Here is a 13,684-nt window from a genome sequence, read left to right as displayed (position 1 = left end):
CTCTATTTCTTAATAACGCTTTCGGCAATTTTTGTATTGACGAGCGCCTCATGTGGAACTTCTTTTTGTAGTTCACCAGCTTCTTTCATAATCGTTTGCAGTTGCTTCCATTCTTCCGCGTCTAATAATGGATTCGTCGCATAGGAATGTTGTTTTTTATAACGCTCGATTACTTTTACCGTAATATCTTTTGAAGTATCTTTAAAAAGTGGTGTAACAGCCTCGGCAATTTCTTCAGGACTATGTGTATCTATCCATTGCTGTGCTTTATATAATGCACGTGTGAATTTCTCCGCTGCTACTTTGTCTTTCTTTAAAAAGCTTTCTTTTGCCATAAATGTTGTATATGGAACAGTTCCAGATTCAGCACCGAAAGAAGCGACGATATAGCCCTTTCCCTCTTTTTCAAAAATGCTTGCGGTTGGTTCAAACAGCTGTACAAATTCCCCTGTACCAGATGCGAAGGCATTAGCGATATTCGCGAACTCGATATTTTGAATTAAATTTGTATCCTTGTGTGGATCAATACCATTTTTCTTCAAAACGTATTCTCCAACCATTTGCGGCATACCGCCCTTACGTTGACCAAGGAAAGTAACGTCCTTCACATCGTTCCAATTAAAGGAATCTAACTTTTTACGTGAAACTAAAAATGTACCATCAGTTTGCGTGAGCTGTGCAAAGTTAATAACCGGATCTTTTGCTCCTTGCTGATGAACATAAATGGATGTTTCAGAACCGACAAGTGCAATGTCAATTCCACCAGATAACAGCGTGGTCATCGTTTTATCTCCACCAGCTGTCGTTTGCAGGTCAATATCTATTCCTTCATCTTTAAAGAATCCTTTTTCGATCCCAACATAGAGCGGGGCATAGAAGAGAGAATGTGTAACTTCACCAATGCGAATCTTTTGCGTCTTTTGCTTAGTGTCGTCTTTTTTACTACACGCCACAAATGTAAAAACAGTAAGTACAAGTATACAAAAAACAGCTATGAATTTTTTCAATACGTGACACCTCCTAGAAATGAATCTACTGCTATGATATGGAGGGAAGTGCCTAGAGGTGAGTGGACATAGAAGGAATTTTTTGGATGATAAAGAAGTACAAATATAAGGGGTGATAAAAATGAAGTATGAATATGATGATAGCATGCATTTACATCTTGATTATTTTGGAGATGAGTATGATGTGGAATCGATTGCTTATAAAAGAAAACATGAAGATGTGTGGGATGTCTTTTTTAACTTTGCGTTTTATGGGATTCCGCTAGTTGGAATACAAGAAGAGGGATATAGGGATGAACACTCAGGGTATTACGTATTTTCTGTACATGCCAATGACTTAAGCTGGGAATTTGGTAGTGCTAAGTTTGAAGAATGGCTTTTGGAGCATCGTATATTAGAGAAAGTGGTACAGAAATAGGTTGATCGACTTTCTTGTTTTGTTATTTATCTTTGTAGCAGGATTTCCCCCGCATTAACGGGCAGTAAGCCCCCCGGCGACTAAAGTTTTACTTTGTAGAATGAAGTTGAGTATGTTCACCTCAATTTTCAAAAAGACATACGTTTGTAACATTGAAATGCTACAACAGTCTTTAAATAGTATCTTTTTAGGAAGATAAATTTAGAGGTGAACATATGAAAGCGAACTTAGAACACTCCAAAATAAATAGAATGGATTTGAACGAGGAAATACCTTCTTTGGAACAAGTCAAAGGGGGTACTTCCTTATTGCGGTTTAGAAGAATAGGTATCATTTCTCTCATACTATTCATTCTTCCGATAACAATTTATATATATGCTTTTCATTTTGAAACGAATTCATTGTCAGTCACATGGAATGATATTGAGAATCCAAATATTCCAGAAGGTTTTCATGGTGTGAAAATCGTACAGTTTTCAGACACGCATTTTGGACCAAATTTTCCTCATAAACAGCAACAAATGTTAGTAGATAAAATCAATAAGCTAAAACCTGATATTGTAGTTTTTACAGGTGATTTAATAGACAAATTTGGAGAGTATACTGCAGAAAGAACGCAATCACAAACTATTCTATCTCAAATCAGGGCCCCTCTTGGAAAATATGCAGTGTTCGGCAATCATGACCGAGGAGGTGGCGGGGGATACTTATACAAATCGTATATGGAGAAGGCTGGCTTTACTGTTTTGAATAATGAAGTGAAAAAGGTTAAAGCGGCAAATGGTGATTATATTACCATTTCTGGTCTGGATGATTTCTTACTTGGAAAACCAAAAGTTCAGCCTACTCTTCAGCATCTTAGAACAGAGGATTTTAACTTACTATTAGTGCATGAACCGGATGCTGTAGAGCAGATATTTGAATATCCAGTGGACCTTCAAATATCTGGTCATAGTCATGGTGGACAAGTACAGCTCCCGTTCATAGGTCCTATCATTACTACTTCATTAGCAAATAAATATGTAGAAGGGCTTTATTCATTGGAAGGAAAGAGTGAGCCATTACAGTTGTATGTGAATCGTGGTATTGGTACGACTAGAATGCCGGTGAGATTTTTAAGTAAGCCTGAGCTCTCTGTTTTTGTATTAAAGAGAAAGGAGAGAATTTGAGTATATGAGATGGACAAATTGGTAGAGTTCAGAGTGTCGGTTAATAAGAAAAGAGGTTATCCTAAAATTGAATTTTTAGGATGATCTCTTTTTTTACCCCGCATTAACGGGCAGTAAGACCCCCACCTCAAGATTCAGAGAGAAATGAGGAAGATAGGTGGGGGACAACTGCCCGTAAAAGCCCGATTCGTTCAACTAACCATCAGTGGGGGACGAAGAAAACCTCCACTGATGGAAGTTTCACTTTATTTTGTAAGAGAAAGTTTATTCATGAAACTATTTTATGTCACTAGATAACGTGATAAAATTTTAGTTACTGTGCATATAATCATAAAAAACAAATGTGTTTGTTAGTAGGTTTTGTAATATTTTGATTAGGTTCATATTTTTAGGAGTCATACAATTGGTAGAGTTGTATATTGTGAATATTCACAGAATTTTTAGAGAAACATGGGGGTGACTGCTAGATGCCCAAACCATTAAAGAAAAATAGTCGCTATATGGTTGGATTGGACAGTCTAAGGGGCCTAGCTATACTAGGTGTTATTTTATATCATATCAATTTTAATTGGATGCCTGGAGGATTCTTAGGTGTCACTGTATTTTTTGTACTTTCGGGTTATCTAATTACAGATATTTTGTCCATAGAATGGAAGAGAAATAAGAGGATTGACTTGAAGAATTTCTGGCTCCGTAGGGCAAGGAGATTACTTCCTGGAATGCTTGTCATGCTTGTAATTGTTTTAGCATGGATTACAATTTTTCATAGTTCTTTGTTAGGAAAGATGCGAGGGGATTCATTAGCAGCTTTATTGTATTTCAGTAACTGGTGGTATATTTATCACAAATTATCATACTTTGAGAGTTTTAATCAACTTTCACCGCTAAATCATTTTTGGTCGTTAGCTGTTGAAGAACAGTTCTATGTAGTTTGGCCATTTATCATTAGCCTTGTGTTTTATTACATAAAAAAGAAATCACGTATTATTTTATTCATCATTTTAGGAGCAGTTGCTTCCGCATTAGCAATGGCAATTCTGTATGAACCAGGAGCTGACCCAAGCAGAATTTATTATGGTACTGATACGAGAGCTTTTTCCTTATTGATTGGAGCAGCACTTGCCTTAATTTGGCCGAGCAGTAGGCTTGCAAATAAAATTATTCCAAAAGCACGTCTCATTCTTGATGTAGTTGGAGGAATTTCTCTTATTATTATTCTCGTTATGTTTTGGAAGACGAATCAGTATGATCCGTTTCTATATCGCGGAGGCATGGTCATTTTATCGATTGCTACTGCCTTGTTAGTGGCGAACCTTGCTCATCCAGCTAGCCGAATCGCTCAATTTTTAAGGTTTAGACCACTGCGCTGGATGGGGGTACGATCGTACGGGATTTATCTTTGGCATTATCCGATTATCACATTGACGAGTTCGAAAGTGAATGCTGGAGAATTTCAGCTTACAAGAGCAATTCTTCAATTTTTACTTATTATAGTAGTTGCACAAATTTCATGGAAGTTTATCGAAAACCCAATACGACAAGGTGCACTACAGAACATTCAGTTTAGAAACTTAAGACCTAAAAACTTAGCTTTAGGCGGTAAGTTAGCTTTAATATGTGCATTATTTGTTTCTTCGATAGCTGTTTTTGGATTATCAACAGCTAGTAAAGCGAAGGAGAATCCTCAAAAAGATAAGGTGGAAACAGTACAAACGGAACCGGCGAAACACCCAGTTGCAGTTCGGGAAAAACCGGCTGATGAACCACCTCAAAATAAGGAACAACAAGAAGCTCCTGTGCAGCTTAAAGATCCTCAAATGGTTACAGCTGTAGGTGATTCCATTATGATTGACATCGCTCCGTATTTAAAAGATACTTTTCCTAATATTAGGATTGATGCGGAGATTGGTCGCCAGCTGTCGAAAGCAATTCCTGCGGTAAAGCAGCTAAAGAATGAGGGGAATTTAGGGGATCATGTCATTGTTGGATTAGGTACAAATGGAGCCTTTACTAAGGACCAATTAGTATCATTAGTAAAACTGATTGGGAATGAACGTAAAATTGTATTAATCAATACGAGAGTACCACGTCCATGGGAATCATTAGTGAATGAGAAATTAAAAGAAGTAGCATCTGAATATCAAAATGTAACGCTAATCGATTGGTATTCAGCAAGTGCTGGAAATAAGGCGTATTTTGAACCGGACGGCGTACATTTAACGAAAACAGGTGCAGAAGCATATGCATCACTTGTGACAAAACAAATAAATCAAGCGAACCAATGATTTGATTCGCTCCAGAGGGAAAATCCGTAGGTTAATTGTAATAAATGGATAAAAAAGAACTTGTAGATATACTACAAGTTCTTTTTTGACTTATATTTAATAACAGGGGGATAAACAGATAACACAGCTCAAACACAAAGAACGGGGAGTTCTATTTTCAGTTAACCTGACAAGTTCAGTATATAACATATAGAAGCATTTTTACGTGTACATTATTGAAAATTATGTGAATTATCAAACTGACGAGTGAGAGTTTGTTCCATTCATTCATATTTCATAACGAAAATAGCAAAGAAGAAACGGTACGTTTTCTTCTTGTTGATTGATACACCAGAAACAAAACATCCACGTTTAGGTGTACAACCACTTGGACATGAAGCAAGTGCATTTACGAAAAAATATGCAAGTGTAGAAAAGCCAATTCAACTTGAAATTGATGTGAGTGATCGTGACGAAGATGGAATTGCTTGTGATAAATAAAATAAAAAGAATTCGCTTAGGAGGCGGATTCTTTTTTTCTTTTAGTAGCACAAATGTATAAATGAGGTTGAATTTTTCTACATTATTCGATATTACTTTGGTTAAACACCATTGTCGTTTATTATAATAATGTGTGTTAGTAATCATATAGAGAAAGTATATAGCTTTTGAGGAAGTGTTAAAGTGAAAAGAAACTTTATCTCATTTCAAGAAGAAAAGAAAAGTGCTTTGCTCTTTTTATGGGTATTGAATATTGTATGGGTTATATATGAAATAGTTTATTCTATTATGCTAGAAGATTCTGTACCACTTATAAGATTAGATGTTCAAGTTCCAAAGTTTTTGTATACAGTTGGCTTAATAGTATGTAGCGTATATATGATGAAAAAGAAACAGGTATATCGTATTAAGTATGTATATTTGATTGCATATATGTGTGCAGAAATTTTTAATTTGTACTGGTATGCAATCCACAATAAATTAGCATTTGATGATGGGAATATACTTGAATTTGTTTTTATTTTATTTGTGCCAATTTTTATGAGTAAAAGATACTTACTGTGGATATTTTTGATTATTATGGGGAAATATAGTTCGTTTTTGGTCCTAGGAAAAAAAGAGGCATTTATGCCGTTGGTTATGTATAGTCTTTTATTATTTGTAACGTATTTCTTATTGAATCGATTTTTACAGTACCTTTCTGCTGTAAATAATGTAATGATAGAAAAACGAGAGTCTGAAAAGCTCGTAGTTATTGGGAAAATGGCAGCGTCTGTTGGGCATGAAATTAAAAATCCACTTTCATCATTAAGGGGATTTACACAATTACAGAAAGAGAAATATGCAGATGATAAAGTGTATGAACATATGATTGATGAAATTGAGCATATAAACAATATGGTAAGTGAACTTATGGCAATGGCAACTTGTAAGCCTTCTACCTACAGTAGTCATTTAATAGAAGAAATTGTATCAAATGCGATGAAAGAAATGAGTGCAGAAATCAACAGAAAACAGCTGTATCTAACTTATGATGTTGCATCTGATCCAATAAAAATAGATTGTGATAATCGTAAATTAAAAGAAGGATTTCTATACATAATAAAAAATGCAATTGAAGCAATGGAACATGGTGGAACACTTTGGATACGAATCAAGAAAAGAAATGAAGATCGTGTAATAGTAAGTATCGTAGATAATGGGTGTGGCGTGCAGGAAGAGAACTTAAATCGTATAACAGAACCTTTCTATACGACAAAGAAAGGTGGCATAGGTTTAGGGCTTACTGTTGCTTGTAAAATTATTGAAGAACATAATGGGGAAATACATATTACGAGTAAAAGAAACGTAGGAACGACAGTAGACATTATTTTACCTATATAAATACAAATTGAAAAACCGACATAAAACCATTCTTTTTAGGTGGGAGAGAGCATCCGACCATGCATAGAAGCGGTCAGATTCTCTGCCCTATACCAAGTGAAAACAAAGAGAGAAAACGAGTGCAGGTCACCTTTTGTTCTTCATAACACCGGCTTATATGTTGGAAAACCAAAATGGATATATAGAAGGCAAGATTAGTAAAGTATGTGTATTGTAAATAAAGGAGTTACTACATGGACAGTGTTTATAAATTAACAAGAGAAGAGATTCGAACGTTAAAGCTGTTTTTAGGTTTATTCTTTGCGACTTTTTTTATCTATGATGTTGCATATTATTATATTATGCCTAAGCTAGAAGGGGGAAGAGATGGGGCTCCAATTCTAGAAAGAGGTTTAGGGATATGGTTGTATATTCTCATGATTATATTGGTGTTTGTGGGAATATATGTGGCGAAGCGACAGAATCCATATACTGTGAAATATATTATTTTCATAGGGTATAATCTATTAGATTTCATTCATAACTTTATTATTTACTATGGAACAGATTTAGAGTTTGATGCAGGAAATATAGTAGAAGGATTTTTCTTCCTTTTTGCACCATTCTTTGTGAATAAACGCTATTTTTGGTTAGTAGCGGTAGGGACAATAGTAAAGTATGCCCTAATGGGTGTGGTTGTGCATTCTTTTATTGTTCTCATTCCCATTGTCCTTTGTAGCTTGTTTTCCATTATAGGATGGATTGTTTTATTGAGATTCCAATCTTATATACACACAATTGAAATGACGCATAAGGAATTGCAAAAGTCGGAGAAAATGGCTGTAATCGGAAGAATGGCAACAGTTATCGGTTTTAAAATGCGTAATCCATTAAGGCTTTTAAAAGGCTTTATTAGAGGACAACAAGAAAAGTATCCTGAGGATAAAGTATATTGCGATATTATGGAACAAGAAATGGAACGAATTGATATTATAGCAAATGATTTGATGATATTAGGAAATTCAAAATCAAAAGCATGTGCACTTCACGATATAAAAGAGATGATTTCATATGTTGAGCGTATTATTGGCGGAACAGCAGCTCAGCAAGGAATTACAATTCATACGACTTATAGTGAAAAAATGCCTCTTATTAAATGTGATGATGTACAGCTGAAACAAGTATTTTTAAACTTAATAAAAAATGCAATTGAAGCTATGCCAACTGGTGGAACGATTACAATTCAGGTAGCTGTAAAAGATGCTATGATCATTCGGGTCACAGATGAAGGTTGTGGCATACCAAAAGACAAAATTTCTAAGCTTAGTGAAGCTTTTTATACAACGAAAGAAGAAGGAACTGGCTTAGGGTTAATGGTTACATATAAGATTATTGAAGAACATAAAGGCAAGATACAATTTGAGAGTGAAGTTGGAGTTGGAACTACGGTTGAGATTGTGCTCCCAATTTCGCGATAAAGTAAAAAGAGAAAATCCGTTCAACAAACGAATGTTCTCTTTTTTTGATGTCATAAGCCTTACATACTATTTGGGGTCTAGTAGTCTTTAAGTTTTCAAGTTAGCGATTTGCATGAAGAAGGATTACTAACAGATTGCTTTAGGATTATATCATATAAAGTATGAAGAAATGATATGCAATATTTCATATTATAGTTTAGAACAACGTAGCCTATTGATAGGTAGATGTTTACATAGCAAAAAAGGAAGCGGTTATCTTTGTAGAAACCGCCAAGTAAGAAAGCTAGCAAAAAAATAGGAGATTCCCATAGCTAAAAAACTATTTTTTACACCCGCATACCATGATGAAGATTCATGTAGAATGATGCCCATAATTGCTATCCCAACTAATGCGCCTAATTGCCGATTTACATTTAAAGTGGCCCCCGCTATATTTCCATGTTCACGACCAGCAGTTTGCATAACAGCCGTTGTCATGGCAGGAACAGAGATACCTATTCCAAGGTTGACGATCGCATATATGATTGCTAACAACCAATAAGGTGTGTCTGGTGAAATAGAAATTAAAAGAAATGAGCCTAAGCTTGCAATAAGTAAGGAAATGAGCATCGGTAATTTGAAACCGAAGCGAGGGGCTAGCTTAGCAAATAAGAGATTCCCGATTACAAAGACAGTCATCATTGGTAATAATTCGAGTCCAGCTAGAAAAGGACTAGCGCCTCGTACATATTGAAGAAATAAGCCGAACATAAAAATCCCACCAAACAATGCAAAGTTAATTAAAAAGCCGACGATATTTGCCGAAGAAAATTGTTGGTTATGAAATAATGAAAATGGAATAATCGGTTGCTTTGAATTACGCTCGGTAACGATAAACAAACTAGCAGCTATAATTGTACCAAGAAATCCACCTAGTATTTGTGGTGATGTCCAGCCGTAGGAAGGCCCTTCAATTAGACTGAAAGCTAGGCTAGCTACAGTAATCACACCTAATCCATGGTTGAGAAGATTTAGTTTAATTTGTTGGTGTGGTGAAGCGGAAATAACATAATAAGCCATGAAGATACCAATGATTCCAATTGGTAGATTGATGATGAAAATACTCCGCCACCCAAAAGAGTTTACGAGTACTCCTCCAACGAAAGGCCCAATTCCTGAAGCAACTGAAACGATAGCGGACCATAGACCGAACATTTTTGCGCGTTGTCTTTCATTTGGATAAGAGGCGGCAAGAAGATTAAGAGAGCTCGGCATGAAAAGTGCAGCCCCAACACCTTGCAGAATCCGTGCGGTAACAAGACTATTTGCAGATGATGCAATAGAACAGAAAAGTGAAGCAAGAACGAAACAAACGAGTCCAATTATATACATATGTTTCGCACCAAAATGATTTGCAAGTGATCCACCGATGAGGAGTAAAGATGCGAACGATAAAATGTACCCATCGACAATCCAAGTTGCGCTGGAAATTCCCATATGTAAATGATTTTGAATATCAGCAATCGCAACATTTACGACGGTTACATCTAGAGTGGCCATAATAAATCCCATTGCGAGTGCAAGTAAAGTTATGATACTAGAAGATTTCATCTGTTTTGTTTCTACATGTACTACTGAGTTTGTGCTCATTTCCAATCCCCCTAATAGATATTTACTAATATTTTCCTAAACACTATAATAAATAAAGTGCTTTATTTATGGAAGTACTGATTTTTTATATAGCTACTTTACTTTTGTATAGTTAAGGGGATGGATACAATGTGCGGAAAAGAAGAGCAACACATATTAAAGTGCTCCATTGAAAAAACGATGAGTGTAATCGGTGGAAAGTGGACGTTTCTCATTTTACGAGATTTATTTTATGGGCCAAAGCGATTTGTAGAATTAGAAAAATCACTAATCGGTATTAGTCCAAGAACGCTTTCATTACGTTTAAAAGAATTGGAGAATGAAAAAATTATAGAAAGAACGGTTTATTCAACAATGCCACCTCATGTGGAATATTCTTTATCAGAAAAAGGACAAACACTTCGTCCGATTTTTGATGCGATGAGAGAGTGGGGAGATTTGTGGGGCGTTTTAGAGGAAGAGGAAAAAAAGAATACATCACTCTCAAATGAGTGATGTACTTTTCTTTTTATACTGTGGTTAGTTTTGTATCAAGTAAAGGAACAAAATCTTGTATTTTGTTTATAAGATAATCAGGTTGTACAGAGAACTCTGGAGATTGATAGTTTGGTAACCATTGAACACCAATTGTAAGTACACCTGCATTCTTCCCTGCAAGAATATCTGCGTCACTATCTCCTATGAATACTGCTTGTTCTTTTGTTATGTTTAATACGTTTAAGACGTGGGCGATTCCTTCTGGATCAGGCTTTGGTTTTACGACGTCATCTCCAGTGATGATGCAATCAAATAAGGAATGTAACTCCAATGCCTCCAAAGAAATATTTAAACTTCTTCGAGCCTTTCCTGTTACGATGGCTAACTGGAATCCTCTTCGCTTTAAATCTAATAAAAGATTAGCTATTTCAATATTTTTGTCTACGTACTTATGATGTTTTTCTTTATACCATTCATAATATTTTTCAGTGGCAGCTTCTTTATGGTGAGAAATCAAATTAGAATGAATAATACCGACTTCACTTGGACCAAACATGGAAAGAATATCTGATTCGGTTAAAGTTTTATTGTCAAACTCCTGAAAAACGTTTTGAAATGAGTAATAACATAAAGGTAATGTATCGGCTAATGTTCCATCAAAATCAAGAATAATTGTACGCAGCATTTTCCCACTCCTTTAAACATAATTGTTGGTGAAACTTTAAGGTTAAGTGAAAATAAGTCAATTTAAGTGTTTTTATGTGTTATAATTAAAGTAACTTAAAATGACTTAAAAGTAAATAGAATCAGGTGATAAGATGAATCAAGATGAAAGATTAATACGAATAACAGATTACTTGAATGACCATAAAACAATGAGTTTGAAAATGATGTGTGAGTTGTTTCGTGTTTCAAGAGATACAGCACGAAGAGACATTGTGAAGCTTACAGATGAAACCGCAATTGTTCGGACGCACGGCGGAGTAGCGTTACCTTCTTTTCACCATAAAATTTCGGATTACGTAAATCGTGAAGAGAAAGAGGCTGAGTATAAGGAGCCTATTGGAAAAAAGGCAGCGTCTTTTGTACAAGACAATGAAATCATTTATCTTGATGTCTCTACCACGGTTAATTGTATGACACCCTTTTTAGAAGCAAACAATGTAACTGTTGTGACGAATTCAATTGATACGGTGAATCATTTAGCAGGTAATTCGAACGTAAATATTCATATTTTGGGTGGACAATTAAATAAACAATCTCGTCACGTAACAGGATTTGCAGCTATGGAAAAGTTAAAGGATTATCATTTTGACAAAGTATTTATTGGAGCGCCTGGGTTTACAGAAGATGGTGTTTACTATGCGTTTGAAGAAGATATTTATTTTAAGCGCGAGTTAATCAAACAAACGAACCAAGTATTTTTACTCATTGATGCTACAAAGTTTAACCAGCGTCAAAACTTTAAAGCATTGCGGTTAGAAGCGATTGACACGATTGTTACAAATGGTAACATTCCAGAGCGTTTAAGTGATGTTGTGAAAAATCATGGTATTGAAGTCGTGCTGGGAGAGTAGTACAAGAAAAAGGGGGACATGGAGATGAAGGGAATTATCTTTGATATTGATGGCACAATTCTAGATACGGAGAAGGCTGTATTGTATTCATTGCAAACAACATTGCGGAATGAAGGGATTCATTACGACTTAGAAGAGTTACGGTTTGCATTAGGAATCCCTGGAGTTGCCGCGTTACAAAAATTAAGTGTAGCGAATATAGAAAGGGTTCATGAGAAATGGATTAAGAATATGGTGGAATTTAAAAATGAAATAAAGGTTTTCGAGGGAATCGAAGAAGTGATACAAGCGGTAGCTCCATATGATATTCGAACAGGAATTGTCACTTCGAAAACAAGACAAGAATTTGTTGATGATTTTGAACCATTTGGACTACACGGACATTTTGAACATTCTATTTGTGTGGAGGATACAAACAAACATAAGCCACATCCAGAACCATTAGTAACATGCTTAAGACAATTGAATATTGATGCTAGCGAAGCAATCTATATAGGTGATTCCCTGTATGACTTACAATGTGCGAAACAAGCTGGAACAAAATTTGGTTTAGCTTTATGGGGAGCGAAAACAACAAAGGGATTTGAAGAAGCCGATTATGTTTTTCAAACCCCTCATGAGATTTTGAAGGTAGTAAAAAGAGATATGTAGATTCAGCTACATATCTCTTTTTAAATGAAAGAAAGTGTGAGAATTCGCATTTAATACCACCATCGTTTTTGAGGTAGCAAAACAACGTCTGCGTCAAAGTTTTGTATAAACCAATCACGCATTAATGTTTTCTTAACTAAATATTCAGAAGCTGAATGTGACACACCGATAAGCGACATATTTGTTTCTTTCACATAATCCATAATTAATGAATATTTGTATCTGCCGTAATCATTATCGATGTGACAATGAATTTCTCCAGTGATATAGGCTTCAGCGCCTTTTTCTTCTGCTTCTTGGAGAAGATCTATTTTATCACCGCATCCAGCGATAATTGCAACTTTTGTGATAGATTCATGGCGTTTGCCTTCGAAGTCTACATATGGAATATAGAAGAGTTCTTTTAGATGTTGTTCGAGGTTTCTTGTTGTTGTTTCATGTATTTCGCAAATGAGTCCACATGGTATATCTTTATCATCATAAGCAAAACCATCTACTACATCGGCCTTTAGAGCTTTAGCAATCGCAATGCTTGTTCCATATGTTTGATGATGATCCATTGGGCCATGGCATGTATAAACAGAAAGATCTTTATCTTTGATTTCTTGTAAATAGTGCGCTGGGATTGGTACAAAGCCTCGTCCAGATTTTCCGAGAGGATCACCGCATTCCATTACAAGGGGGTGATGCATAAAAAGTAAATCACCTGGTTTCGATTGTGAGATGAATTTTTCAAGAACATCATCTGTTGGGAATACTGCTAAAAAGACAGTATTTACAGTTTCAGCACCTTTTATCATAAGTCCGTTAAAATTCTCTACAAAGTCTGCTTCAAAAAATTGTTGCCAAGGAAAATCGATTGGATCGTATACAGCCGGAATAAAGCGACTGAAGGCACCGTCTTTTCCGTATTTTTTGATTTGAAATAAAGAATCTAGTGCAGGTTGGATTTCTTTTAAAGCTGGCATAATACATCCTCCTTTATCAAATACATTGTATAGTAGTCTTAATTTTCTGTATACAATAAATGGATAGAATTTATAAAAAGAATGGTACAATATAAGAATTATCCCGCTATTTGCGGGCAGTAATACTCCCACCTCAAAATTCGGCGAAAGCATTGTCCAGCTCTAGCGGCTAGAATCTCCGGT

Annotated in this window: 13 protein-coding genes; 9 read left to right on the top strand and 4 right to left on the bottom strand. The window is 35.5% G+C overall.

Features of this window, described 5'->3' with window-relative positions:
• Positions 1-2: 2 nt before the first annotated feature.
• Positions 3-1,007 carry an ABC transporter substrate-binding protein gene (locus tag J4P91_RS17295; protein ID WP_207995101.1) on the bottom strand — a complete coding sequence of 335 codons (1,005 nt, stop codon included), beginning with the start codon at positions 1,005-1,007 and terminating at the stop codon, positions 3-5.
• A gap of 121 nt (positions 1,008-1,128) precedes the next feature.
• On the opposite strand from J4P91_RS17295, the gene J4P91_RS17290 reads away from it, so the two are divergent.
• The 6 genes from J4P91_RS17290 (at position 1,129) to J4P91_RS17265 (ending at position 8,199) form a co-directional block, all read left to right on the top strand.
• Complete coding sequence (locus tag J4P91_RS17290; RefSeq protein ID WP_207995100.1) at positions 1,129-1,425, top strand: DUF3986 family protein; 297 nt, start codon at positions 1,129-1,131, stop codon at positions 1,423-1,425.
• A 215-nt stretch (positions 1,426-1,640) separates the two neighbouring features.
• The gene (locus tag J4P91_RS17285) at positions 1,641-2,594 is read left to right on the top strand and encodes a metallophosphoesterase (protein ID WP_374192053.1); all 954 of its coding nucleotides are present in this window, start codon (positions 1,641-1,643) and stop codon (positions 2,592-2,594) included.
• Between the two features lie 467 nt (positions 2,595-3,061).
• Complete coding sequence (locus tag J4P91_RS17280; RefSeq protein WP_207995099.1) at positions 3,062-4,879, top strand: acyltransferase family protein; 1,818 nt, start codon at positions 3,062-3,064, stop codon at positions 4,877-4,879.
• Between the two features lie 315 nt (positions 4,880-5,194).
• The gene (locus tag J4P91_RS28955; protein WP_307802541.1) at positions 5,195-5,359 is read left to right on the top strand and encodes a thermonuclease family protein; all 165 of its coding nucleotides are present in this window, start codon (positions 5,195-5,197) and stop codon (positions 5,357-5,359) included.
• Between the two features lie 183 nt (positions 5,360-5,542).
• Entirely contained in the window at positions 5,543-6,742 is a 1,200-nt protein-coding gene (locus J4P91_RS17270; RefSeq protein ID WP_207995097.1) for an ATP-binding protein, read from the top strand.
• Between the two features lie 233 nt (positions 6,743-6,975).
• Positions 6,976-8,199 carry an ATP-binding protein gene (locus J4P91_RS17265; RefSeq protein ID WP_207995096.1) on the top strand — a complete coding sequence of 408 codons (1,224 nt, stop codon included), beginning with the start codon at positions 6,976-6,978 and terminating at the stop codon, positions 8,197-8,199.
• Positions 8,200-8,451: 252 nt separating this feature from the next.
• Here J4P91_RS17265 and J4P91_RS17260 read toward each other — a convergent pair whose 3' ends face one another.
• Positions 8,452-9,828 carry an MFS transporter gene (locus J4P91_RS17260; RefSeq protein WP_207995095.1) on the bottom strand — a complete coding sequence of 459 codons (1,377 nt, stop codon included), beginning with the start codon at positions 9,826-9,828 and terminating at the stop codon, positions 8,452-8,454.
• Positions 9,829-9,957: 129 nt separating this feature from the next.
• On the opposite strand from J4P91_RS17260, the gene J4P91_RS17255 reads away from it, so the two are divergent.
• Positions 9,958-10,323 carry a winged helix-turn-helix transcriptional regulator gene (locus J4P91_RS17255; RefSeq protein ID WP_207995094.1) on the top strand — a complete coding sequence of 122 codons (366 nt, stop codon included), beginning with the start codon at positions 9,958-9,960 and terminating at the stop codon, positions 10,321-10,323.
• Between the two features lie 13 nt (positions 10,324-10,336).
• Here J4P91_RS17255 and J4P91_RS17250 read toward each other — a convergent pair whose 3' ends face one another.
• A complete protein-coding gene (locus J4P91_RS17250; protein WP_207995093.1) occupies positions 10,337-10,990 on the bottom strand; it encodes an HAD family hydrolase in 654 nt (217 codons plus the stop codon).
• Positions 10,991-11,123: 133 nt separating this feature from the next.
• On the opposite strand from J4P91_RS17250, the gene J4P91_RS17245 reads away from it, so the two are divergent.
• On the top strand, positions 11,124-11,882 hold the full coding sequence (locus J4P91_RS17245; protein WP_207995092.1) for a DeoR/GlpR family DNA-binding transcription regulator: 759 nt from the start codon (positions 11,124-11,126) through the stop codon (positions 11,880-11,882).
• 24 nt (positions 11,883-11,906) lie between these two features.
• A complete protein-coding gene (locus tag J4P91_RS17240) occupies positions 11,907-12,533 on the top strand; it encodes an HAD family hydrolase (protein ID WP_207995091.1) in 627 nt (208 codons plus the stop codon).
• Positions 12,534-12,583: 50 nt separating this feature from the next.
• Here J4P91_RS17240 and J4P91_RS17235 read toward each other — a convergent pair whose 3' ends face one another.
• A complete protein-coding gene (locus J4P91_RS17235; protein WP_207995090.1) occupies positions 12,584-13,501 on the bottom strand; it encodes a Nif3-like dinuclear metal center hexameric protein in 918 nt (305 codons plus the stop codon).
• Between the last annotated feature and the right edge of the window lie 183 nt (positions 13,502-13,684).

Origin of the sequence: Bacillus sp. XF8, assembly GCF_017498755.1 — a bacterium.
Classification (GTDB): domain Bacteria; phylum Bacillota; class Bacilli; order Bacillales; family Bacillaceae_G; genus Bacillus_A; species Bacillus_A bingmayongensis.
The sequence above is the reverse complement of the archived record's forward strand: the minus strand, read 5'-3'. Positions and strand labels throughout refer to the sequence as shown.

What these genes read in the sequence shown, in the direction of transcription:
- J4P91_RS17290 (WP_207995100.1), top strand. Translation starts at nt 1,129, where the DNA reads ATGAAGTATGAATATGATGATAGCATGCATTTACATCTTGATTATTTT.
- J4P91_RS17285 (WP_374192053.1), top strand. Translation starts at nt 1,641, where the DNA reads ATGAAAGCGAACTTAGAACACTCCAAAATAAATAGAATGGATTTGAAC.
- J4P91_RS17280 (WP_207995099.1), top strand. Translation starts at nt 3,062, where the DNA reads ATGCCCAAACCATTAAAGAAAAATAGTCGCTATATGGTTGGATTGGAC.
- J4P91_RS17265 (WP_207995096.1), top strand. Translation starts at nt 6,976, where the DNA reads ATGGACAGTGTTTATAAATTAACAAGAGAAGAGATTCGAACGTTAAAG.
- J4P91_RS17260 (WP_207995095.1), bottom strand. Translation starts at nt 9,828, where the DNA reads ATGAGCACAAACTCAGTAGTACATGTAGAAACAAAACAGATGAAATCT.
- J4P91_RS17255 (WP_207995094.1), top strand. Translation starts at nt 9,958, where the DNA reads ATGTGCGGAAAAGAAGAGCAACACATATTAAAGTGCTCCATTGAAAAA.
- J4P91_RS17250 (WP_207995093.1), bottom strand. Translation starts at nt 10,990, where the DNA reads ATGCTGCGTACAATTATTCTTGATTTTGATGGAACATTAGCCGATACA.
- J4P91_RS17245 (WP_207995092.1), top strand. Translation starts at nt 11,124, where the DNA reads ATGAATCAAGATGAAAGATTAATACGAATAACAGATTACTTGAATGAC.
- J4P91_RS17240 (WP_207995091.1), top strand. Translation starts at nt 11,907, where the DNA reads ATGAAGGGAATTATCTTTGATATTGATGGCACAATTCTAGATACGGAG.
- J4P91_RS17235 (WP_207995090.1), bottom strand. Translation starts at nt 13,501, where the DNA reads ATGCCAGCTTTAAAAGAAATCCAACCTGCACTAGATTCTTTATTTCAA.